The organism is Elioraea sp., assembly GCF_022842375.1.
Taxonomy (GTDB): Bacteria; Pseudomonadota; Alphaproteobacteria; order Acetobacterales; family Acetobacteraceae; genus Elioraea_A.
The window spans coordinates 26,565-47,480 of record NZ_JALHPR010000002.1 but is presented as its reverse complement, the minus strand read 5'-3'; the positions used below and the strand labels follow the sequence as shown (position 1 = coordinate 47,480).

18 protein-coding genes are annotated in these 20,916 nt (G+C 65.9%); 10 read left to right on the top strand and 8 right to left on the bottom strand.

Features of this window, described 5'->3' with window-relative positions; translation table 11 throughout:
- Positions 1–292: 292 nt before the first annotated feature.
- The 3 genes from Q0C38_RS01995 to Q0C38_RS01985 are packed head-to-tail and all read left to right on the top strand — an operon-like array spanning position 293 to position 4,116.
- Complete coding sequence (locus tag Q0C38_RS01995) at positions 293–1,552, top strand: KamA family radical SAM protein (RefSeq protein ID WP_291295380.1); 1,260 nt, start codon at positions 293–295, stop codon at positions 1,550–1,552.
- Positions 1,552–2,763: a DedA family protein gene (locus tag Q0C38_RS01990; RefSeq protein ID WP_291295379.1), complete on the top strand. Its 1,212-nt coding sequence runs from the start codon at positions 1,552–1,554 to the stop codon at positions 2,761–2,763. The genes Q0C38_RS01995 and Q0C38_RS01990 overlap by 1 nt, the downstream gene beginning before the upstream one ends.
- A gap of 3 nt (positions 2,764–2,766) precedes the next feature.
- Positions 2,767–4,116: a hypothetical protein gene (locus Q0C38_RS01985; RefSeq protein WP_291295378.1), complete on the top strand. Its 1,350-nt coding sequence runs from the start codon at positions 2,767–2,769 to the stop codon at positions 4,114–4,116.
- 314 nt (positions 4,117–4,430) lie between these two features.
- On the opposite strand, the gene Q0C38_RS01980 is transcribed toward Q0C38_RS01985, so the two are convergent.
- Positions 4,431–4,814: a hypothetical protein gene (locus Q0C38_RS01980; protein ID WP_291295377.1), complete on the bottom strand. Its 384-nt coding sequence runs from the start codon at positions 4,812–4,814 to the stop codon at positions 4,431–4,433.
- A 137-nt stretch (positions 4,815–4,951) separates the two neighbouring features.
- Between Q0C38_RS01980 and Q0C38_RS01975 the strand changes: the two genes are divergently transcribed.
- The 4 genes from Q0C38_RS01975 to Q0C38_RS01960 all read left to right on the top strand — a co-directional run bounded on the left by Q0C38_RS01975 (position 4,952) and on the right by Q0C38_RS01960 (position 7,357).
- On the top strand, positions 4,952–5,194 hold the full coding sequence (locus Q0C38_RS01975) for a hypothetical protein (protein WP_291295376.1): 243 nt from the start codon (positions 4,952–4,954) through the stop codon (positions 5,192–5,194).
- A gap of 570 nt (positions 5,195–5,764) precedes the next feature.
- A complete protein-coding gene (locus Q0C38_RS01970; RefSeq protein ID WP_291295375.1) occupies positions 5,765–6,106 on the top strand; it encodes a DUF3489 domain-containing protein in 342 nt (113 codons plus the stop codon).
- Complete coding sequence (locus Q0C38_RS01965) at positions 6,106–6,801, top strand: recombinase family protein (RefSeq protein ID WP_291295374.1); 696 nt, start codon at positions 6,106–6,108, stop codon at positions 6,799–6,801. Before Q0C38_RS01970 ends, Q0C38_RS01965 begins: the two co-directional genes overlap by 1 nt.
- A gap of 73 nt (positions 6,802–6,874) precedes the next feature.
- Entirely contained in the window at positions 6,875–7,357 is a 483-nt protein-coding gene (locus Q0C38_RS01960; RefSeq protein ID WP_291295373.1) for a hypothetical protein, read from the top strand.
- On the opposite strand, the gene Q0C38_RS01955 is transcribed toward Q0C38_RS01960, so the two are convergent.
- The 4 genes from Q0C38_RS01955 to Q0C38_RS01940 all read right to left on the bottom strand — a co-directional run bounded on the left by Q0C38_RS01955 (position 7,326) and on the right by Q0C38_RS01940 (position 12,803).
- Positions 7,326–7,748: a hypothetical protein gene (locus Q0C38_RS01955; protein ID WP_291295372.1), complete on the bottom strand. Its 423-nt coding sequence runs from the start codon at positions 7,746–7,748 to the stop codon at positions 7,326–7,328. The genes Q0C38_RS01960 and Q0C38_RS01955 overlap by 32 nt on opposite strands.
- Positions 7,729–8,994 carry a site-specific DNA-methyltransferase gene (locus Q0C38_RS01950; RefSeq protein WP_291295371.1) on the bottom strand — a complete coding sequence of 422 codons (1,266 nt, stop codon included), beginning with the start codon at positions 8,992–8,994 and terminating at the stop codon, positions 7,729–7,731. The genes Q0C38_RS01955 and Q0C38_RS01950 overlap by 20 nt, the downstream gene beginning before the upstream one ends.
- 160 nt (positions 8,995–9,154) lie before the next feature.
- Entirely contained in the window at positions 9,155–11,884 is a 2,730-nt protein-coding gene (locus Q0C38_RS01945) for a hypothetical protein (RefSeq protein ID WP_291295370.1), read from the bottom strand.
- Between the two features lie 79 nt (positions 11,885–11,963).
- Positions 11,964–12,803, bottom strand: coding sequence for a hypothetical protein (locus Q0C38_RS01940; RefSeq protein WP_291295369.1), 840 nt, complete (start codon positions 12,801–12,803; stop codon positions 11,964–11,966).
- Between the two features lie 220 nt (positions 12,804–13,023).
- Between Q0C38_RS01940 and Q0C38_RS01935 the strand changes: the two genes are divergently transcribed.
- From Q0C38_RS01935 to Q0C38_RS01925, 3 genes are read left to right on the top strand one after another with little or no spacing between them, the layout of a single operon-like run.
- A complete protein-coding gene (locus Q0C38_RS01935; RefSeq protein ID WP_291295368.1) occupies positions 13,024–13,521 on the top strand; it encodes a DUF2924 domain-containing protein in 498 nt (165 codons plus the stop codon).
- Positions 13,518–14,867 (top strand): recombinase family protein, encoded by a 1,350-nt coding sequence (locus Q0C38_RS01930; protein WP_291295367.1) that lies wholly within the window; start codon positions 13,518–13,520, stop codon positions 14,865–14,867. The genes Q0C38_RS01935 and Q0C38_RS01930 overlap by 4 nt, the downstream gene beginning before the upstream one ends.
- Complete coding sequence (locus Q0C38_RS01925) at positions 14,864–15,304, top strand: hypothetical protein (protein WP_291295366.1); 441 nt, start codon at positions 14,864–14,866, stop codon at positions 15,302–15,304. The genes Q0C38_RS01930 and Q0C38_RS01925 overlap by 4 nt, the downstream gene beginning before the upstream one ends.
- Here Q0C38_RS01925 and Q0C38_RS01920 read toward each other — a convergent pair.
- The 3 genes from Q0C38_RS01920 to Q0C38_RS01910 are packed head-to-tail and all read right to left on the bottom strand — an operon-like array spanning position 15,289 to position 20,916.
- The gene (locus tag Q0C38_RS01920; protein ID WP_291295365.1) at positions 15,289–17,058 is read right to left on the bottom strand and encodes an AIPR family protein; all 1,770 of its coding nucleotides are present in this window, start codon (positions 17,056–17,058) and stop codon (positions 15,289–15,291) included. The genes Q0C38_RS01925 and Q0C38_RS01920 overlap by 16 nt on opposite strands.
- Positions 17,055–18,074: a PD-(D/E)XK motif protein gene (locus Q0C38_RS01915; RefSeq protein WP_291295364.1), complete on the bottom strand. Its 1,020-nt coding sequence runs from the start codon at positions 18,072–18,074 to the stop codon at positions 17,055–17,057. The genes Q0C38_RS01920 and Q0C38_RS01915 overlap by 4 nt, the downstream gene beginning before the upstream one ends.
- Positions 18,058–20,916 carry a Z1 domain-containing protein gene (locus Q0C38_RS01910; RefSeq protein WP_291295363.1) on the bottom strand — a complete coding sequence of 953 codons (2,859 nt, stop codon included), beginning with the start codon at positions 20,914–20,916 and terminating at the stop codon, positions 18,058–18,060. Before Q0C38_RS01910 ends, Q0C38_RS01915 begins: the two co-directional genes overlap by 17 nt.

Sequence of the window (20,916 nt, the reverse complement as noted above, 5' to 3'; positions counted from 1 at the left end):
TGTCCCCGGCGCTCGCTGATGAGGCGTGCCTCGCGGCCGCCAGCTACGCGGGTGATCCCAGCCAGGGGGCTCCCAGAAGGCGCGCGCCGCCGGGCGAACAATCTGTCAGCGCCGCCCTTCGCAAACGGCAATTCCCTCAGCAGCCGCACCGGCCAATGGGCGAGGACGGGATCCGCCCTCCTCGAGACTGCGAAACCCAGCAGCCGACCCACGCGGAGGAAGAGGTGAGCACCTGGAACCACACGAATAGGCTGCGCCTCTCGCTAGCCACGAACAGCGGCGTGGCTCGCTGATGGCCTACCCCTTTTCCGAGCGGGCCGTGCGGCCGCGCGCAAGGCGACCTGCCTTTCCCGAGTCCTCGCGAAGCAAGGCCTTCCGCCGTCGCTTCTGGCCGGACGCCACCGCCGCGGACTGGAGCGACTGGCGGTGGCAACTGCAGCATCGCATCCGTGACCTGCCCACGCTGGAGAAGTTCATCTGCCTGTCCGATGACGAGCGGCGCGCCATCGCCCGCCACACCGGTCCGCTCCCGCTCGGCATCACGCCCTACTACGTCTCGCTCATCAGCGAGAATGACGCCACGCAGCCGCTGCGGCGCACGCACATTCCGGTGAACGGCGAATACCTGCGCACCACCGGCGAGGCCTACGATCCGCTGGGCGAGGACCACGACACCGTGGTGCCCGGCTTGGTGCACCGCTATCCCGACCGCGTGCTGTTCCTGGCCACCGGCTTCTGCAGCACGTACTGCCGCTACTGCACGAGGAGCCGCATGGTGGGCGGTAGCGGCGAATACACCTTTAGCGTGCCGCAGTGGCAACGTGCCATCGACTACATCGCCGCCAACCCGCAGATCCGCGACGTGCTGCTCTCGGGTGGCGACCCGCTGACCATCGCCACCGACAAGCTGGAATGGCTGCTATCCCGCCTGCGCGCCATCTCGCACGTGGAGTTCCTCCGCATCGGCACGAAGGTGCCCGTGGTGCTGCCCCAGCGCATCACGCGCGACCTGACGCGCATGCTGCGCCGCTATCACCCCTTGTGGATGAGCATCCACCTCGCGCACCCCGACGAGCTGACACTCGAGGTCGCGGAAAGCACCGCGCGCCTTGCTGATGCCGGTATTCCGTTGCACGCGCAAACCGTGCTGCTGAAGGGCATCAACGACGACCTCTCGGTGATGAAGCAGCTGATGCACGGCATGCTGAAATGCAGGATCCGGCCGTACTACCTTTACGCGTGCGACCCGATCTCGGGCTCGACCCATTTTCGGACCACGGTCGAGAAGGGACTGGAGATCATCGCCGGCCTGCGCGGCCACACGACCGGCTACGCAACTCCGACGTTCGTGGTCGATGCGCCCGGGGGGGGAGGCAAGGTCCCGCTCCTTCCCAACTTCGTTGTCGGACGCGACGGCGACGATCTGCTGCTGCGCAATTTTGAGGGCGGCATCTATCGGTACCCAGACCCGGGCGGGAGGCTGGGTTCGGAGCGGCCCGCGTCAGGCGCTCACCCGGCCACCACAAACGCGCATGGCGAGGAGCTCCCCTGATGGAAGCGCTTGCGGAACAACTGCGCGCCCTGGCATCGACGAATTGGGTGTATGCGGTGCTCTTCGTGGTGGCGATGGCGGAGGCGATCGTCATCACGAGCTTCGCGATCTCCGGCACGATCGGCTTTGTCGCGGTGGGCGCCCTCGTCGCACACGGCCTTCTCCATCCGATGTGGTCCGGTCTGGCCATCTATGCCGGGACGCTCGCCGGTGACCTCATCAGCTTCCTGCTCGCGGGCGCGCTGCAGCGCGTGGGGTTTGTCGCAACGGCCTTGGGGCGCCTCGCCCCGCTTCGAGAACCGCTGGCTGCAGCGCCAGCACGGTTCATCATCGCCGGTCACTTCACGCCATATATTCGCGCGCTGCTGCCGGTGCTCGCGGCCGGAGTCGTGCCGCTTCGCACATACATCGCCATTGAACTGGTCGCGGCGTTGCTGGGCACGGCTTTCTTCCTGTCGATCGGCTATCTCGGCGCGCATATGCTTGCGCACATCGCGGTCGAGACGGTGTTGGCGGGTGTGGGTGTGGTCGCCGGCCTCATGCTCGTTGCCCTCTGGATCAAGGCGCAGCGGCCGTTCTGTCCACGCGCGCCGGGCAACGGCGCAATGCGGCGACCCGCGATGCGTGCCAGCTGGTTTTTCATCTGGTACCTGCCCTGGCAGGCCGTCAGGTGGATTGAATGTCACCTCCGCGGGACGCCTTCTCGCCGCCTTCGTCGGTCCCTCGCTTCCAGCTTCCCCGACATCCGTGCCGGCGACATTCTCGTCGTTCGCCTTCACGCGCCCGCGCCGTGGGGGCGTTGGGCCCACAGCGCGATCGCGACGAGCGCTAGCACGTTCGCCCATGGCTTTGCGTCAGAAGTGGAAGCGCACAGCCTTGAAGCGTTGCCCGTGCGATACGCAATCGCTCATCTGCGCGTGCGCTGCAACGACGTCACAGCCGATCAGGCGGCGCAGTTCGCCCAGGCATGCATCGGAATGCCCGTCTCGATCCGCGCCCGGCGGAGCGACACGCATCGCTTCTCGTGCGCGTCGCTCGTGACGCACGCATATCGCAAGGCTGGTCTGGAACTGGTCGACGAAGGCATCGCACGGATCGTGCCCGACGATCTGTTCACCTCGCCGGCCGTCGAACTGGTCCGGATCGTTCACACGGAGAGGGTCAGCCCGCACACGCGGCGCTACGTCTTCGAAGCCAGGAGGGAGGGATAGCCCATGAACTTCATCTTGCAGCCGGTGGGCCAAGAAGACGATCCGCGATCGTTCCTCGACTGCCGCGCCGCTCCAAGCCCGTTCGCGATTTCTGAGGATCAGGTGGAGTGGTTCCGCCAGCTGGGCGGCCCGTTGCTCGCGTTCTACCGCGCGAAGAACAAGCTCTACTACGAAAGCGTGGCGGGGCGGCAACCGGCTTGGGTCGCGCAGTACCTCGACAACGGAAAGCCGGAATCTCTCGTCAGCATTGGTCGGGCGAAGGTGTTCCGCGAGCAGCTGCCCGCAGTGATTCGCCCCGACGTGCTTCTCACTGGAGACGGCTACGCGATCTGTGAGCTCGACTCTGTCCCCGGAGGTTTCGGTCTCGCAGCGCGCATGGCGAACTACTATCGCGCGCACGGTCACCGCCTTGCGGGGGACCTCAGCATCGAGGATGGGTTCCTTGGCGCTACCGTCGGGCGGGCGAGCACGAAGGTGAGGCTCGCCATCGTCGTCTCCGACGAGTCGGCGGACTATTTCAACGAGATGGCTTGGCTCGCGCGCCGCCTCACCGACCTGGGTCACGAGGTGGTCGCGATTCGTCCGCGAGATCTGCGATACACGGATGAGGAACTCCTTCTCGTCGATGGTGAGCGTCGTTTGCCCATCGACGTAGTCTACCGATTCATGGAGCTGTTCGACTTGCCGAACGTCTCCAAGTCGGAACTGCTGCTCTTCCTCGCCAAGGGGAAGCGTGTTGCGATAACGCCACCTCCGAAGGCGTTCCTCGAAGAGAAACTCTGGTTCGCCCTCTTCCATCACCCTGCGCTGCAACCTTACTGGCACGGGGAACTCTCCCAGGAGGATTGGGATCTCCTCCAGCACGCGATTCCTCGGACCTGGATCGTCGACCCGACCCCGCTTCCCCCGCACGCCATCATCCCGGGCCTCGCTGCAGACGGCCGGGCTGTCCAGTCTTGGGATGACGTCGCGAACGTTAGCAAGCGCGGTCGCAACCTCGTGCTTAAGCCGTCGGGCTTCTCCGAACAGGCTTGGGGAAGCCGCGGCGTGGTGATCGGACACGATACGTCATCAGTAGAATGGGTTACCGCCATCAATCGTGCACTCGGGGACTTCCCGAGGACAAGCTGGGTGCTCCAGGAATTCAGGGCGCCTGTTCGCCAAGTAGTCAACGCGTTCGATCACGTCGGCAGGAACGTCATCCCACTTGAGGGGCGTGCCCGTCTGACGCCATATTTTTTCATCGAAGGTGACAAGGCGCGGCTCTCGACGATCCTCGCGACGATCTGCCCGATCGACAAGAAGAAGATTCATGGCATGGGGGACGCCGTGATGACGGTCTGCTCCTGGTAGGGTTCTCGACGCGTTAGACGCATTGTGACGGATGGCGCGCAAAACGAGTGCCTTCTCCACTCCGACTGGGTGAATATCGCGCTGGGCCGCGATCACGCGCGCTCAGCGGTTTAACCACACGTGGCGATCGAGCAAGAAGGTCATAGAGCCGTAGCGCCTATACCGCTATCTGCCCGTCGAAGGCGATGATGCTGACCTGCGCGAAGGCGACGGTCCGCAATGAGGCATTCGTCTTCGCACGAGTCCCCAGAACGCAGAAAGGCCGGCCCAGGGGTTTCCTGGGCGGGCCGATGCGTGATGATGGAGTGCCGGGCTTACGGCGGCCGTAGCACCACCTCCGGATCCGCCCCTGCCGCGCTGATGAGCGCGCGTGCCACGGGATCGTTCGGCGCGATGCCTTGCTGCACCATGATGAGGTCGGCGAGTGCAGAGCGGTTCGCAGGATCGAACACCAGCGCGACGATCGCCTCCCAGGCGCCGGCGGCCTTCAGTCGTTCGGCGACCACCGAGAGCGGCACGAGCGCGTCGGGTGGCGGCGCGGGCTCGGCATAGGGCTCTGGCGTCACGCCCGCGGCGACAAGCGCGTCCCACACGGGGTCGCCCTGGACCGCCTCCGCCGCAACAGGTGCCCCGTCCATCCCGCTGAGCACGAGCACTGAGCGCCGCTCCGGATCGCCCCAGCGCGCGACGACGCTCATGGCCGTATCTCGGCGGCTGGCTGGAATCACGATCGGATTGCCGGCGCACGAAGATCGCAATGTCATTGCTCGTTCTTCCGCTTCACTTCGTCCCCGCACAGAGCGACGTGTTGGCCACGTTGAGGGTGGAGAGAGCGATGCGGGTTGATCGGGCGGAGAGGGCGGCGGTGACCCAGCAGCGCAGCCTGGAGGCGTTCCTTGCGGCGAAGGCGGCATTCGACGCGCAGATGGCGGAGCTTCAGGCGATGAGCGCGGAGCATTTCGGTGCCGACCCCGAGGCGGTGCTGTGGGGCGAGGCGGCGAGCCTCGCCGATTGGACCCGACGGCTGCGCGAGGTGACGGACGCCTACCACCGGCGCAGCGAATTCGCACACGGCTGAGCCAGGCGGTGCGCAGCGTCCGCATCGCGCCCCGGGTTCGGGGCTTGGGCTCGTAGGAGCCCGGTGGTCGGGCTCCGCGACGAGGAGCCCTGATGATGACGACCCTTTCCGACACCCACCTGATGGTCCTGAGCGCAGCAGCAGCGCGCGACGACCGGCTTGTGACCAAGACCAGGCGCCTGCCTGGCGCGTCGCTGCAGCGCGTGTGCGAGGCGCTGGCCAAGCGCGGCCTGCTGGCGCTGGCCGAGGTGGAGGCGCGTGATCCCGATGTCCTCACCCTCGAGACGGAGGAGGGGTGGCGCGGCTTCGCGATCACGGCAGCGGGGCTGGAGGCCATCGGTATCGGGGAGGAGGTCGACGACCGCTCGCGCGACGAGCGGCTGGGCGTCGATCCTGCGCTGATCGCCGGGCCGGAGAACCCCGAGCCTGAGTCGGAGGCGCCCAATAGCATTGCCATGCCTCACAGCGAGACCGTGGATGCGGTCGAGGCGTTGGCAGCCAACCACGCGGCGGTCGGAGCCGGAGGCCCCTCAGCGGCCGTCTGTGGGGCGCGGCGTGGGTGGCCTGCGCGTGGCTGCCGAGGCGGTGGTCGCGGCCTGGGAGGGCGGCAGCGACCTGGCTCCGGCGATGGAAGCCTTGAAGGCGCTCCTTGCGCCCGCCACCAAGGCTCCCCGCGGGCCTCGAACCGGCACCAAGAACGAGGCGGTGCTGACGCTTCTGCGCCGCGAGGATGGGGCGAGCATCGCGCAGATCATCGAGGCCACCGGCTGGGCGCCGCACACGGTGCGGGGGTACCTGGCCGGGCTGAAGAAGCGGGGCCTGAGCGTCGAGGTGATCGAGCGCGTGCGCCAGGTCGGGCCCAACAAGCAGGGCGCAAAGGGCTCCTACTCGATTTACAGGATCGCAGGTTGATGCGACGGAACGACGCCCGGCCGCGCTACGCGGTCGGGCTGACCCGCGTCTCGACGGCTGAGCAGGGCCAGAGCGGCCTCGGCCTGGAGGCGCAGAGCGAGAGCAACAGGCGGTTCGTCGCGAGCCAGGGCTGGGTGTTGGTGGCGGAGTACACGGACGTCGCCTCCGGCAAGGACGACCGGCGGCCAGGCTTCCAGGCGGCACTGGCGCGCTGCCGGCAGCTCGGCGCCGTGCTGGTTGCAGCCCGCCTCGACCGCATCACGCGGCGGGCGCACACGCTGTCGCAGCTGCTGGAGGAGGGCGTCGCGATCCGTGCCGCCGACATGCCTGGCGCGGATGACCTGATGATGCGCGTCTACGCGGCGATGGCGCAGAAGGAGCGGGAGCTGATCAGCGAGCGCACACGTGCGGCGCTGGCCGCGGCGAAGGCGCGGGGGAAGCGTCTCGGTGGGGATCGCGGCTACCGGCCAGCCTCAGGGCCCGATGCGCTAGCCGCCGCCGACGTCAGGCGCGACGAAGCCGACCGCACGGCGCACCGCATCCTGCTCGAGATCGAGGCGCTGCGGGCGGATGGCGTCGAGGGCCTCGCGGAACTAGCCCGCGCACTGACCGACCGTGCCATCCCGACGCCGCGGGGTGGCGCCACCTGGACGCATACGACGATTACGCGACTGCTGGCTCGAGCACGTCTCTGAGCATCTCCCGCCGCAGCGCGTTCAGGGCTCGTTGCGAACTGCCAGCACCACCAGTTGAACAGCCAATGAGCCCGTGCGCAGGATCGGCCTCGTCATCACCAACGATGCGAAGCGCGACCTCGCCACGCCGGGGCCAAGCAACGGTCACGCGCGAGCCGAAGCCGATCTCGTCGGGATCAGCAGGTGGTGCGGTGATGCGCGCAGCCTCGAGGCGGGCTGCCCAGTAACGACGCTCACGCCGAAGGCGCTCTGCCTCCGTGTGCTCAAGCGTCTCACGCTGATCGGCAAGGCGACGGTCGATTGCCTCAAGGGCAGCGACGATCAGCGCATGGCCGCCCGCGGTCACTGGATTGGGACCAGGCGGGACCGGGATCTCGGGCAGCCGTTCTGGTACCTCGCCGTCGGGCTCTCGGACGAATGCCTTGTTCATCCCATCGATATCGCGCGCGCTGCCGGCACCTTCAATCCGCTCCATCGCATCTGTTCGTCACCGAGCAACGGTCGTTGGTTGGTGTTGAACGGGGTCAGGTGGAGGGTGGTTGCTGCTCCGTGGTGAGTTGCGCCGCTTCGGCCGCCAGTTCCTCGCCCTCGGCGATCGCGTCGCGGACGTGCTGGATCACCTGGAGGAGCTCCTCGTCGCTCACCTCATCGAGGTTGGTCGGGCCGACGCGGATCTCCTGCTTCTCCCGCCAGCCAGCCCTGGCTTTCATCCAAAAAATCGCGGCCGCGACGTTGTTGCCGGATGTCGCCATCTGGAACAGCGACTGCGCCACCTTCGCCGTTGCCTCGACCATGCCGCGATCGAGCTCCCGCCGAAAATGCTTGCGCAGCGTCTTCGGCTCGATGTCGAGGAAGGTGGCGATGTCCTCCTGGGGGATGCCGAAGCCGCTCATCGCACGCACGGTGCGGCGCTGCTCCTCCGTCGGCTCAAACCGTACGCCCTGCATCGGTGGCCTCCTCTGCTCGCTTCCGCTGGATCGTCTCGAACGTCTCGCCCGTGGCCTCGAGCGTCGCCGCCTCGCCGGTGAAGGCCTGCCAGCGCAACACCGCGACGTCGACGTAGGCGGGCGAGAGCTCAATCGCGTGGCAGGCGCGGGCGGTGGTCTCGGCGGCGATGAGCGTGGTGCCGGAGCCAGAGAAAGGCTCGTAGACCGCCTGGCCAGGGGCGCTGTTGTTCTGGATCGGTCGGCGCATGCACTCGACCGGCTTCTGCGTGCCATGCACCGTCGCCGCATCCTGGTCACGGCTCGGGATCGACCAGAGCGTCGTCTGGCGCCGATCGCCCTGCCAGTGGCCCTGGCCGCGCACGGCGTACCAGCATGGCTCGTGCTGCCAATGGTAGTGGCCGCGGCCGAGCACCAACCTCTCCTTCGCCCAGATGATCTGGGCCCTGATCTCGAAGCCCGAGGCGAGCAGGCTCTCGGCGACGGTCGTGGCGTGCAGCGCGCCGTGCCAGATGTAGGCGACGTCGCCGGGGAACAGCGCCCAGGCCTCGCGCCAGTCTGCGCGGTGGTCGTTCTCGACGGCCCCGACCCGCTTCGTGGTGCTGACCCCTGCGCGGTTGCGCCAGGCTGGGTCGTAAGCGACGCCGTAGGGCGGGTCTGTGACCATGAGGTGGGGCCGCACGCCGGCGAGCACGGCCTCGACCACCGCAGGGTCGGTACAGTCACCACAGGCCAACCTGTGCCGTCCCAGGCGCCACACGTCGCCCACGCGGCTCGTCGGCACCGCAGGGGCCTCCGGCACGTCGTCGGGGTCGGTGAGGCCGCTGGTGGGCTCGGTGAGCAGCGCTGCGAGCTCACCGTCGTCGAAGCCGATGAGGCCGAGGTCGAATCCCTCGGCGTGAAGCTCACCGAGCTCGAGCCGCAGCATCGCGTCGTCCCAGCCGGCGTTCAGCGCGAGCTTGTTGTCGGCAAGGACGTAGGCGCGCCGCTGGGCGGGACTGAGATGGCTCAGCTCGATCACCGGCACCTCGGTCATGCCGAGCATCCGCGCCGCGAGCAGCCGACCGTGCCCCGCGATCACGCCGCGCTCGCCGTCGACCAGGAGCGGACTTGTGAAGCCGAACTCGCGGATCGACGCTGCGATCTGGGCGACCTGCGCGTCGCTGTGCGTCCGCGCGTTCCTGGCGTACGGGACCAATTCCGCCACCAGGGCCTTTTTGTAAGCGGGGAAGGGGGAGAGCGCGCTCATCGAGGACCTCCTGCGTGGAGGTGCGGTCGAGCGAGGTCTGGTGGGTTTGGTGGCTTTCGAGGGGCTAATCCCACCCCCCAATAAGAAATGTCATTCTCTCTCTGACACTTTCCTACATCAGGGGAAAAGAGGGGGGTCAAAGGCACCAAAGGCACCACGGTCATCTGTTGCACTCCTTTGCTGCGTTCGGATCGACGACAAGACGCCAGCGCTGGATGCCGACGGAGATGTTCGCACGCTGCAGGCGCCTGCCGTTGACAACGCGCCCTTCGTTGGCAGCCAGCCATTTGCCGAGCCGCCTGCTGTTGATTGCACCGCTCTCGCCCGCGACGGTGAGCAACGCCTCGCGAAGGTCAGGAGCGGTACTCTGAGCGCTGTCGCCCCCGCCCGCTGCACGCTCAATGACCGCGCGCACCGAGACGGCCTCGACGCCAAACGCCTGTTGCCATTGGGACGTCACTGAGAGCAGCGCATCGAGCTTTGGATCACGCGCGCGCGCCGCTTCCATCGTCGTGACTGGGTCTGCGCGGCCGAGCCAGAGCAGGGCGCCGCGCACCCAACCGCTCCAGGCCTCGAATGACCCGAGCGGCTCTGGCGCGCCGGGCCTCCCGGCAACGTGGTAGGCCCGCAGCACGGTCAATGCGGCTCCGACGTAACTGCCACGATCTGCTCGCGCGAGATCGAGAGGGTTGATCTCGAAGCGCCGCAGTTCTGGACGCTCCTCGCCCGGATCGAGCGTGCAGAGCAGCGACCGGCGGGTGAGGTCGCCAAGCAGCGCCAGGTTGTTGCCGGTGGCAGCGACGAAGGCCGCGGCAGGAAGCTCAGAGGCTTCCGAGCGGCCAAGGATGCGCACCCTGACCATCGGCTGGGTCAACATCGAACAGAGCAGATCGCCGCCGAGCGGGGCCTCACAGTTGTCGATGGCAATGACGAGGTCGCCCGCGAGCAAGAGGGCGCCCAGGCGCTTTTCGAGTTCCTCCTCAGACTTCCCCTGCGCCATCACGCTCGCCTCTCGGCCAGTGGCGATGACGCTGGCGAGATCCACGAGCAGGGACTTTCCAGATCCGGCGGTCGGCGCCGTGAAGGCATGGAGCGGCGCGGTCGGCAGCGCGCGCCGGATACACGCCGTCATGATCGCCGAGAGGGCCACGGCACGGCTCGCCGCGTCGATGAACGGGAACGTGCCGATCAGCTCCTCGAGGAGGAGGAGTGAGCGGACGGCATCATCCATCGACGGTGCCGAACGAATCGTCGGAAAGCTCGTCGCGCCGGGCTCGTAAAGGAGGCCCGTGCTGCCGTCGTAGCCTGGGCGATCGAGGATGGTTCCGTCGGCACGCAGTGTCGGGGCGGTGATGATCCCGCTGAGCACCGGCAGCTGCCAGAGCCCGACACGATCGCGGTAGGTCTGCGCGACGATCGGGGGAGCGTCGATCCGGACCCAGCGGTTTGCGCGTTTGTCGAGCTTCTCCCACGAGGCGGCTTTGGTCATGGCCTCGGCGATCGCATGGTCGCCGACCGGGACGATGCGCTGCGCCGAAACCGTCCTGCCACCATTGATCGCCACCGGCACCTGACCGGGCCGGACGATCATGCCACCATGCTGGTAGAGCCCCACGCTGCTCTCGATCAGCGCCGTCTCAGCCAGGTCCACGATCGTCGGTAGGTCGCCGGGTTCGTAGCGGATCAACGGTCGACCAACCTCGCCAAGGAAATCCGGATTGATGAGGTCGTCGACGCTGAGCCAGCGCTGCTCGAGCATCTGCTTCAGGAACAGCAGCCGGTCCCGACCAGTGCAGTGATTGTGCATGCAGTGGATGACGAAGCCCTTAGTGCCGCTCTGGCTGGCGTTCACGACGAAGGTCGAGCGGTCCTGGCCGGGCTCGGTGTGGGCTGCCTCGTTCGGGCAACGGATGTGGTGCTTGCAGCCGTCGGCGACGTAGCTGACCAGTGCGGCGGGATGCCGTGCTCGCAGCGCCGCGGCGATCTCGAAGCGACGCCCGTAGGTGCGGGCCCACGCAGCAAGATCGAAAACCTCGCGGCTCGCGGGCTCTGTGACCGTCAGGTCAGCGGGCGCGGCGACGGCGCTGCGGCCGGTCGGATGCGTGACTCGCGCCAGCGGCGTCGGCGCAGCGGGAAGGGCGAACAGATCGCAAGGCGCGCCTTCGAGCACTGCCGTCTCCGGCTCAGGCCCGTCCTGCGGCCGCCGCGGCAGGAAGAAGAGCCGCGAGGTGTCGGTGCAGGACTGGTCGTGGTCGAGGCCGAGCTCTGCAGCGAGCGCTTCGATGCGTTCCTTCCAGCCGTCGTTGGCGTCGTCCTGGCTCGCATAGTTGTCGGCACGCCACGGTCGCAGCAGCGGAATGGCGATGCGGAACTTCGGGCAGGGTGCATGCTCGAGGACGACGTGCTCGTCGGTCTGCCCGACGACCTTCGCGCCCTGGGCGACGGCGGCGCGGTAGCCCTTCTCCTGAATGAGGAAGGCTTCTGCGGTGCTGTCGGGATCACGATGCCGCGCCGCGAACTTCTCGAACGCGTCGCGCTTGACCTTGGTGCGCGTGGTGCCGTGCGAGTGCGTCGAGGAGATGATCGCGGCCCAGCCACGCCTGACGATCGCCGCCCTGATCTCGTCCAGCGTCGTGCCCTGGTCGGAGTCGAGGAACGCGACGTCGATCTGCGTCGCCTGGGCCTTCTTCCGGTCCGGCCCAGTGAACACCGCCGGCACGATGCATGTGCCTTCCTTCTGACCAAACGGGTGCTCGGTCAGGAGCGTCGAAAGCGCGGGCCATGTCAGGGCCCGGACGTCGTTCCACGCGCTCGTCTGGTCATACACGCCGAACGTGAAGCCGTAGACGCCGCCACCGTCGAGATCGCTGTAGGGCATGTCGCTCGCCATGCCCAAACCATGTCACGGAGAGGCGGCGCGCCGCGCGTGCCGAGAAACCGCTAAACCCGTGGAATTGATTTCTACGGTTTTACGGCTTTTCCGACGCTTCCTCCCGAGCCGCTTGCTCGTAGATCCTCTGCAAATGGTCCTCGATCGTTGCGAAAGCCGGAGCCTGCTTGCCAACGTGCTGACGTTGGAACAGTTCGCGGAGAGCGGTTGCCTCAGCCTTGTTTGCAGCGTGACGCGTATGCAAGCGAAGCCTGGCGATCTTCACCAAGTCGCCGAATGGAAATGGGGGGCGCCCTCTTCGCCGAGAGCCGCTGGCCTCAGGTCTCGCTTCCATTTCCTGCTGGGCCGAAAGCTCGTTGGTGCTCACTGGCTTTTCCGTCGGGCGATCCGTCGTCACCGCTTCGAAGGCAACCGTCCTTGCTGCGTCGGGATGCTGCAAGTGGATGCGTACGGCGTCGTAACTCCCGGCGGTGCCCCAGACAACGTTGCGGAAGAAGTCGAACTTGAAGCGAGTCGCCCAGACCCCTGGGATCAGAACGCGATCTGTCGTGCCCATGGGGCGTCGCGGCACGCCCGTCATGAAGCACTCCTCGCTCTGCAAACGCATCTGGACGTCGTGTTGGATGGCGGCCCAGGCCCTATCGAGGAGTCCATGCCGATCCTTTCGCTGGCTCAGGGAGAGGTAGCGAGCGTGTTCGTCGTTCATGGCCTTGAGAGCTTCGGGCTTCTCCAGGTCACGCAACTCAGTCCTCGTGAACAGCTGTTCTGCCTGCAGCAGCTGCGTCAGGACGTCGCGACTGCAAATCTCTCGGAGGGCCTGAGCCAGGGTCATCGCATCATCGGGCCGATCCGTCTGATCATTCATGCCAATGCAATCCCGTACCTTGCGCTCTGTCGGCAAGCGATGCTCGCTGATCATGCCGAGAGGCGCTGCCAATGAGCGGTCGAGTCGGTCAAGCAACATCCACTCTGCCACCCCATCTGCGCGAGGTCTGCGAGATCCTCGCGCGCGGGATCGTGCGGCAGCGGCGCCGCAGCATCGCCGAGATCGACGACGGGGTCGGGGGCAGGGGAGAGACGTCGCTACACTTCACCGCCCACCCGAGTGGTCATGCGAACCCCAGAGAGACAGAGGACGCATGACCAGGAAGAAGACCGCCGCCGCGCCGACGTTCGTCGCGCCGAGCATCCCCGCCGCCGATGTGCTGGGCCGGCTTGCCGCGCTGAAGACCACGGCCACGCCTGAGCTGAAGCAGCAATGGCGCGCGCTCTTCGGCACCGAGCCGCCGCCCTACAACCGGCGCTTCCTGGAAAGCCGGTTGGCCTACCGCATCCAGGAGCTCGCCTATGGAGGCCTGAAGCCCGAGACGATCGAGCGGCTCGAGGCTCTGGGCCGGCAGTTCGATGGCGGCAAGGTCACCGTGCGGCGGATGCGCGGTGACGATCGGCCGATCGCCGGCACGCAGCTGATCCGCGAGTACCAGGGCGTCGAGTACGTCGTCACCGTCACGCGCGCCGGCTACGAGTACCAGGGGCGACCCTACCAGTCGCTCTCGGCCATCGCCCGCGCCATCACCGGCACGCGCTGGAACGGGCGCGCCTTCTTCGGGCTGCGCCCGAGCCGGAGCGCCGCATGAAGCGCGACGCGAAGACCAGCGGCGACATGCCGGCGACCGTGCGCAAGCTGCGCTGTGCGATCTACACACGGAAGTCGAGCGAGGAAGGCCTCGACATGGAGTTCAACTCCCTCGATGCGCAACGCGAGGCCTGTGAGGCCTATGTCGCCTCGCAGCGCTCCGAGGGCTGGGCGCTGGTGCGCAACCGCTACGACGACGGGGGGATCTCGGGCGGCACCCTCGAACGTCCCGCGCTCAAGCGCCTCATCGCTGACATCCAGGAAGGCCTCGTCGACGTCGTGGTCGTCTACAAGATCGACCGCCTCAGCCGATCGCTGCTGGACTTCAGCAAGCTGGTCGAGGTGTTCGACGCGAACGAGGTGACCTTCGTCTCGGTGACGCAGTCCTTCAACACGACGACCAGCATGGGCCGGCTGACGCTGAACATCCTGCTCAGCTTTGCCCAGTTCGAAAGAGAGGTCATCGGCGAGCGCATCCGCGACAAATTCGCCGCCTCACGCAAGCGCGGGATGTGGATGGGGGGCTTTGTGCCGCTCGGCTACGACGTGCGCGACCGCAAGCTGGTGATCAACGACGCTGAGGCCGCGCTGGTGCGGCGCATCTTCCAGGGTTTTGCGGAGATGGAGTCCTGCACGCGGCTGGTGCAGGCGCTGCGCGCCGAGGGCGCGACGTCGAAACGTGGCCGCGCGCTCACGAAGAGCGACGTCTATCGGATCCTGACCAACCGCGTGTATCTCGGCGAGGCCGTGCACAAGGGCACGTCCTATCCCGGCGAGCACGACGCCATCGTCAGCCAGGCGCAGTGGGACGCGGCGCATGCCATGCTGCAGGTGAACCCGCGGGTCCGCGTCAACCGCACGCGCAACGCCACCGCGCCACTGCTGCGCGGCCTCGTCTTCGACAGCGACGGACGGGCAATGTCGCCGAGCCACAGCCGCGGCAGGGGCGGGCGGATGTACCGCTACTACGTCAGCCAGGCGGTGCTGCAGGGCGGGGGCACGGAGCGGCCGGAGATCGCGCGCGTGCCGGCCGGGGAAATCGAGGGCGGCGTGCTGGCTCAGGTCCGCGCCCTGCTGCGGCAGCCCGAGATCGTGGTCGGCACCTGGCAGGCTGCACGTGGCGCGACGGACGCGAGCGAGCAGGAGGTGCGCACCGCTCTGGAACGCATCGAGCCTCTCTGGGACGAGCTGTTCCACGCCGAGCAGGCGCGCATCGTGCGGCTGCTAGTCGAGCGAGTCGACGTCCTGGCGAGCGGCGCCGCCGTGCGGCTGCGGCTGGATGGGCTCGGGAGCCTGGTGCGTGAACTGGCCGCCAAGACCGGCAGCACGGGGAGGGCGGCCGCATGAGCGACGCGCCGCAGACGCTCACCGTCGTCATCCCGCTCTCGGTGAAAAAGCGCGGTGGCCGCAAGGCGATCATCACGCCCAACGTCTTGGCGATCGAGCGCCGCCAGGACATCACGCTGATCAAGGCCGTGGCCCGCGCGTTCCGCTGGCGGTGGATGCTGGAAGAGGGGCGCTTCGCGACGCTCACCGAGCTCGCGGACGCGGAGAAGATCAACCGCTCCTACGTCTGCCGCGTGCTGCGGCTGACGCTGCTGGCGCCGGACATCGTCGAGGCGATCCTGAACGGGCGGCAGCCGGAGGGGATGACGCTGCCGGGGCTGATGGAGCCACCTTCTGCGATATGGCGCGAACAACGCGATAGGCTGGCCGGCCGAGCGCTGGAGGCAGCCGCGCGTCAGCAGAACGATCTCCACCGGGAGCATCATTTAGTTGGTTGATCAGGCAAGCTCAGAGAGCGGACGTACTCCCAGCAATCCTGCTTCTTTGCCCACTCGGACACCATGCGGCCCGCAGCTGACACCTGCAACGCTTCGTCTACCTGCTTCGCCCAAGCCGCTGCCACCGCGACTACCTGTGGCGTCGCGGCTTGCTCTGCCCAGATCTTATCGAGATCGATCTGTGCACGCAGCCGCTCCGACAGAAGCGCCACCGTGTAGACCGTTACGTTTGCCTGGAAGGCGGGAACCAGCGGCCTCACGAGCTTCTGGACAGTCCGGAAAATGATAACCTGTGCAACCATACGCTTGTAGTCAGCTGCGCTGGAAATCGGCCACCGCGCCGCGCCTTCCTCCTCGTCAAGCAGCTGGCTGAACCTCTCAAAGTTCTTCTGAAGGCCGAAACTGGCAATCTGCGGAAACCCGGCCCAAGTCATGAGGCACTTTGCCAACTCGGTCTTATTGAACTTCTTCGATGGCGGGAACTCCGCCTTCAGCTTCTTCAAGCGAGGCCCCGTATCGCCTTTCCGGGCCAACATGACGTTGTAGCTACCCGCCGCTCGTTCGTAGAACCAGCGCGTCGTGCCATCAGGGCAAAAGGTCGACTGCGACAATTGCTCGAGCTGGCGGTGAAACGGGCGATTGGCCGAGAGGTCGGAGACCTTCACCGCACTCTGACTGTTCGCGAAACGCGAGACGTTGGACACCAACACCTCCCGCGCTGCCTCGCCGTCCTCGCCCACAGTGCCGAGAATGATGATCTTCGCTGGAACGCGGACCGAGCGCAGGTCAGTGTCCGGAGCCTTCCTTTTGGTAAAGTAGATCGACGCCGTCGTCTGGCCGCCGTTCACGATCTGAACGCCGCGCAGCCACGCGATGCCGGGTCCGCCATCAGCCGTAGTCTCATACCCGGCATCATCGGCGATCATCACCACGCCGTTGTTGAACGCCATGAAGTGCTCGGGGCTGGTCCGGAGCGTGTCACGGATGCCGCGGTTCACCTTGTTCGTCGTACTTAAGAAAGAACGGACATTTGCTTCCAGCAGGCGCGCGCCAAACTTCTCATAGGTCGCCCGCAGTGCTTCGCCTGGGAGCACGGCGAGTGCGACGCTGTAAACGGTGTCCTGACCGGGAATAAGCACACATGGCAGGGGCGCGCCCGACAGGGACTTGAAGTCGAGCACCATCTCGTCCCGCGGCTTCCCCTCGGACAGGTGACGATACAGGCGCTCGATATCCATAACCTCCAGGCGCACTGTTTTCCCGTTCACCTCGCGGCTCTTGAAGCTCTTCGACTTCGCGACGCGATCGGTCAGCACGTGGATGGTGATGTGGTCCAGCTTTGAGAAGATCATCTCGATGATCTGCGCGAGCTCGTGTGCCTCGTTTGCCTCGTCAATCCGGCTCGCGAGACGCCCCTCAGCGCACTTTGCCAGGAAGGCAACGCACCGGCCCGCCGCCTGCGTTGTCTCGCTGTCTGGGATGGGTGCAACACTGTTCTTTCCGTCGTAGAGGCTTACGAACAGATCCAACTGTTCGTCGTCTCGACTAACCGCGTAGCCGCTCAGCCTGAGCTCGGCACGATCTACGCGTGCCGCGTAATGGCAGACCATCGGATCAGAAGTCATGCCAATTTCCGCCATGTGGTCCATGACGAGCTCGGCAAAAACCATCTCGCTGTACGGCGGAGCATTGCCCTCCGCCATGCGCTCGCGGATATCGATCTGGAGCTGCTGCAGGAAATCCTCAAGCGTCATTTCAGGCCTGCCGCCTCCAGGATGGTCGCAAGCGAGGTTGTCGGAAGTGGATGCATGTCCAGGTCAATCACGTACCGCGCTGACACCACGCCACTCGGCACCGACGCAGAAGTCAGGAGCGGGAAATCGGCGCGCACATCGATCCAGCGTAGGTCAGATACGATCAGACGCCGCGCATATTGGTCGGCGAACGCGTCGATATAGCCGGCGCGGAGCAGACGAGCGGAGAAGGCTTGAACGGCTTCGCTACCACGCATCGTCAGCAACGCTCGCAACTGCGCGACACGCTGCGGCAGCGTCAATCCGGCACTCGAGGCTGCCAACCGCGCAGCGGCAAGGTAGATTGGCGACCTGATCGAGACGTCCAACTGCTCCAGGGATCCGATCGTGGCCCTGAAGCCGGTGGCCGAAGTTGTCGCCTTGGCTTCCATGGCTCCTAAAGGAAGCATGAAGTCGTGGAGGCCGCGGAGTGGGCCCTGCCACATGTCCACGACCGCTGCGGCGTCCGGAAGTGCTGCCAACAGCTGTTCGAGCACGACGAGCTCGCCGTGCAGTCCGATCTCCTCATCTTCGCTTAGGATACCGGCGCGCGGATACGACATGAAGTCCTGCCAAGCGCGGATACGAGCGAGGAGGACATTCACGACAGTCTGCTCGTCCTCATCAAGCGCGTCCGCAAGCACGGCGATGAGATCCTGCGCCATCGCCTCGAACAGGTCCGTCCTCGCACCCTGCTTTCGCGTCAACGCCAAAAGCAGGAGGTTCGGGTGACTAGGATGCCGGGTCGCCTCGACGGAAAAGCCCCTGCCGGCCGGCAGCCGGCTCGGAAGTGGCAGACGGGCATGGCGGAAACCAATAAGCAATGCCTCGAGATCATCCGGCTTCTGGCGCCCGGCCAGAATGGCTACCTCGCCAAGTTGCACCAAGTGAACGGTCCGCCAGCCGGATGCGCCTGCATCGCCGGCCAGAGCCCGCCAAGCCTCTCCCAGCCGCACCGCGTCACTCCGAGGAGCCATATTCCTGTTCCCAGAGCACGTTGTTGACCTTGTACTCCACCTTCACGCCCGACCGGCTGCCCGGAAAGCTTATGCCGAGGCCAACGATCCCCTCCACATCGGCCGGGAACTCGACACCAGTCTCTTTGGGATCGAGTACATACAACAGAAGCAATCCGAGCTCGGATTTCGATTGGACGTCATGAGCACCGAAACCGCGCACTCGCCTTATCGCGATTCCGTTGGGCGAGTCAGGCTCACCCGACTGATTGCGGCCCGCGTCTGCTTTCCACGCCGCTTTTGTCAGGTCGAGTGCTGCAGCCCAAGCGTCGGCGTCTAGGTCAATGGCTTCATCTCGGGGAGCAAGAAGTCGCCCGATCGAGAACCGGTCCGCCGTGAACGTGCGGTGGGTGCGCTTCGGCATCTTCACCGCGAGGCCTTGCCCGAGATCGATCACACTCCGCTCACCACCACCGAGAACGGCAACGGTCCAGGACGTCAACTCACCACCCTTGGACATCGACTCAATGAACTCGGCAAGAAGACGTGCGTCTGTCTTGTAGGCATCGCGATGGGTCTTGTATGCGGCGAGGAATGCTGTGATCCGGTCTGCCGGAACAGCCTGCCAGAGAGCTCCTTCCCATTGGTGCCTTACTCCAGGCCGGACGCGCTCGATCCTTGGTGCCTCGTCCGGTGCCCCGTTGGCGTCAACCAAACTTCGTAGCGCCTTCAGATTGCCTCGCAGCACTCCAGGGTCGCGATGGAAGGCCACCGTCTCGACCACCTGCCCGCTGAAGGACAGCATGAGGGTCTTCGCCGACCGCATCTTGAGACGCGATGTGACCATCAGCACCGCATGTGACTGGACCTTCAGGCCGTAGTCGCGCGGCGTCCCGCCGCTGGCCTGCATGAGATCGAACTCCTCCCTCAGTTCCTCGGATGCATCGGCGATATGCCCGAACCAGTCGATGAGATCGGACGTGGTGTAGAGGCGGCAGAGATCGAGGTATCCGGGCCTGTAGCCGAACCAGCGCCCCATCTGCATCAGCGTGTCGTACATGCGCGAGGCTCGGAGGAAGTAGCTCGTGCAGAGCCCTTCGAGGGTAAGGCCCCTCGCAAGCTTGTCTCCGCCAATCGCGATGACCTTGAGGCCCGTCGCGGCATTATCGACGTAGTCCAGCGCGTCCTTCGCCGTGCCGTTGATCATCCGGACCTCGATGTCCGATGCGATATCAGGCAGGACTTCCGCGATCTGCTCCCAACTCACCGGCCGGATCGACGGATCCTCGACACGCGTCCGGACTGCCTCTGTAGCCGGGACGAAATCCTCCACCCAGAGCTTCCGGAGGTCGTCGACCAAGCGTGCGCTGTCGATGCGACGCTGAAGGCGCTGTGTTATGCCGCCCATCAGGTCAGCGACCTGCCGATGCACTTCGGTCTGTACGGCGTTGAACCGAGTGACGTGGACCAGCATCGAGCAGTGTCGATTGCCCTGGCCTCGGACGCTTCGCGCTGCGCAGGCCAGCAGGAACGAAAGGATTGCCGTCCTGAGCGAAGCCGGCACCCGGTCAGCAGTGACTGCGGGGGGGCTGTGAGTGCTCTTGTGACCCTGTGGCATCCATCCGCCGCCACCGGCGGCGTCCTGGTGATCGGCCACAACCCTGACCAGAGGGAGGCCGCCATCACGTCCGTTCGTGCTGCGGAGACCGAATATGCGCGCAGGGCCGACGTAGGTCGAAGGCGCCGCAAGATTGACGATGAACGCGCTCGGGAACAGGTCCGGCCCTTCCTCGCGAGTGGCACCTCGTTCGTGAATGAAGATGTTTGCAAAAGGCGTCGCCGTGTATCCGACGTAGGCTGATCGCGTGAACGAGTGCAGCAGTCTCCGGATGAGCTTGTTGATCTCGGTCGGGGAGTGGTTCTCGTCCGGCCTCCCCTGCTCATCGAAGACCTGCTCGCCGGTGTCGACCGACGCATGGTCAGCTTCGTCGTCGATAAGCAGGAGCGGCAGCTTCGTCACAAGCCTGCGGCCTGTCTCCTGATCCCTCGAGTCGGCGACATGGTTCCTGACCCAGGCAAGGAGGCGCGTGAGGACCGTCTTGTTCTTCTTGACCACGAAAAGCCATGGCCGCTGTTCGGGGCTTATGCCGAGGTTCCGCGCAATGGCAGTCGAGAAGTCGCCGTTGTTGGTTCGGTTGGTCACGTAGTTTGGCCGGATCGTGGGATCCCCGTCGATCTCGCTGACGCCGATCGGTGCGGTGTCGCCGGCCAGGGGAGCTGTAGCGTATCCCAGGAAGCCCTCATCAAGGCGCATCTGGGTCTGCGCACGCAGGTTGTTGTGAAGCCCGGCGAGGACGATGATGATCTTGTAGCCGGCATCCGCCGCCTTGCAGATCAGCCCGGTGTAGTTGCCCGTCTTCCCCGACTGCACATGGCCGACCACGAGCCCGCGGCGATCCCAGTCACCCTCACGCCGGGGATCCTCAAGCAGCCCGAGTATGCCGTCAGTCGATCGGTCAAGAGCGTCGATGGCATCAAGCGGAAGGTCGCGCTCAAGCCACTCTCGGTATCTCTGCCAGAGACGCCAATCCTTCTTCCGCGCAGCCTCCAGCCAAGCGACATGTCCGGCATCGTTCTTCAGCGTTCCGTCACGGCCGATCCACATAGAGAAGCGGCGGATGAGTTCCTCCGTGACCGCTGCCCGATCAAGGTCTTCGCCCCATGACGGTTTCATCCTGAGAACGAGGTCGATCTGATCGGCGATCAGCGCCGGCCCGATCCTGCTCCGGTCAGTCTCCTCCAGCAGGAGCTCCTGCACGAACTTGACCACCTTCTGCGCGTGCGTTTCCGGCTTTGCGTTCAT

Coding starts and splice junctions, on each gene's coding strand:
- Q0C38_RS01995 (WP_291295380.1), top strand. CDS start 293: ATGGCCTACCCCTTTTCCGAGCGGGCCGTGCGGCCGCGCGCAAGGCGA.
- Q0C38_RS01990 (WP_291295379.1), top strand. CDS start 1,552: ATGGAAGCGCTTGCGGAACAACTGCGCGCCCTGGCATCGACGAATTGG.
- Q0C38_RS01985 (WP_291295378.1), top strand. CDS start 2,767: ATGAACTTCATCTTGCAGCCGGTGGGCCAAGAAGACGATCCGCGATCG.
- Q0C38_RS01980 (WP_291295377.1), bottom strand. CDS start 4,814: ATGAGCGTCGTCGCGCGCTGGGGCGATCCGGAGCGGCGCTCAGTGCTC.
- Q0C38_RS01975 (WP_291295376.1), top strand. CDS start 4,952: ATGCGGGTTGATCGGGCGGAGAGGGCGGCGGTGACCCAGCAGCGCAGC.
- Q0C38_RS01965 (WP_291295374.1), top strand. CDS start 6,106: ATGCGACGGAACGACGCCCGGCCGCGCTACGCGGTCGGGCTGACCCGC.
- Q0C38_RS01955 (WP_291295372.1), bottom strand. CDS start 7,748: ATGCAGGGCGTACGGTTTGAGCCGACGGAGGAGCAGCGCCGCACCGTG.
- Q0C38_RS01950 (WP_291295371.1), bottom strand. CDS start 8,994: ATGAGCGCGCTCTCCCCCTTCCCCGCTTACAAAAAGGCCCTGGTGGCG.
- Q0C38_RS01945 (WP_291295370.1), bottom strand. CDS start 11,884: ATGGCGAGCGACATGCCCTACAGCGATCTCGACGGTGGCGGCGTCTAC.
- Q0C38_RS01940 (WP_291295369.1), bottom strand. CDS start 12,803: ATGATCAGCGAGCATCGCTTGCCGACAGAGCGCAAGGTACGGGATTGC.
- Q0C38_RS01935 (WP_291295368.1), top strand. CDS start 13,024: ATGACCAGGAAGAAGACCGCCGCCGCGCCGACGTTCGTCGCGCCGAGC.
- Q0C38_RS01930 (WP_291295367.1), top strand. CDS start 13,518: ATGAAGCGCGACGCGAAGACCAGCGGCGACATGCCGGCGACCGTGCGC.
- Q0C38_RS01925 (WP_291295366.1), top strand. CDS start 14,864: ATGAGCGACGCGCCGCAGACGCTCACCGTCGTCATCCCGCTCTCGGTG.
- Q0C38_RS01920 (WP_291295365.1), bottom strand. CDS start 17,058: ATGACGCTTGAGGATTTCCTGCAGCAGCTCCAGATCGATATCCGCGAG.
- Q0C38_RS01915 (WP_291295364.1), bottom strand. CDS start 18,074: ATGGCTCCTCGGAGTGACGCGGTGCGGCTGGGAGAGGCTTGGCGGGCT.
- Q0C38_RS01910 (WP_291295363.1), bottom strand. CDS start 20,916: ATGAACGCAAAGCCGGAAACGCACGCGCAGAAGGTGGTCAAGTTCGTG.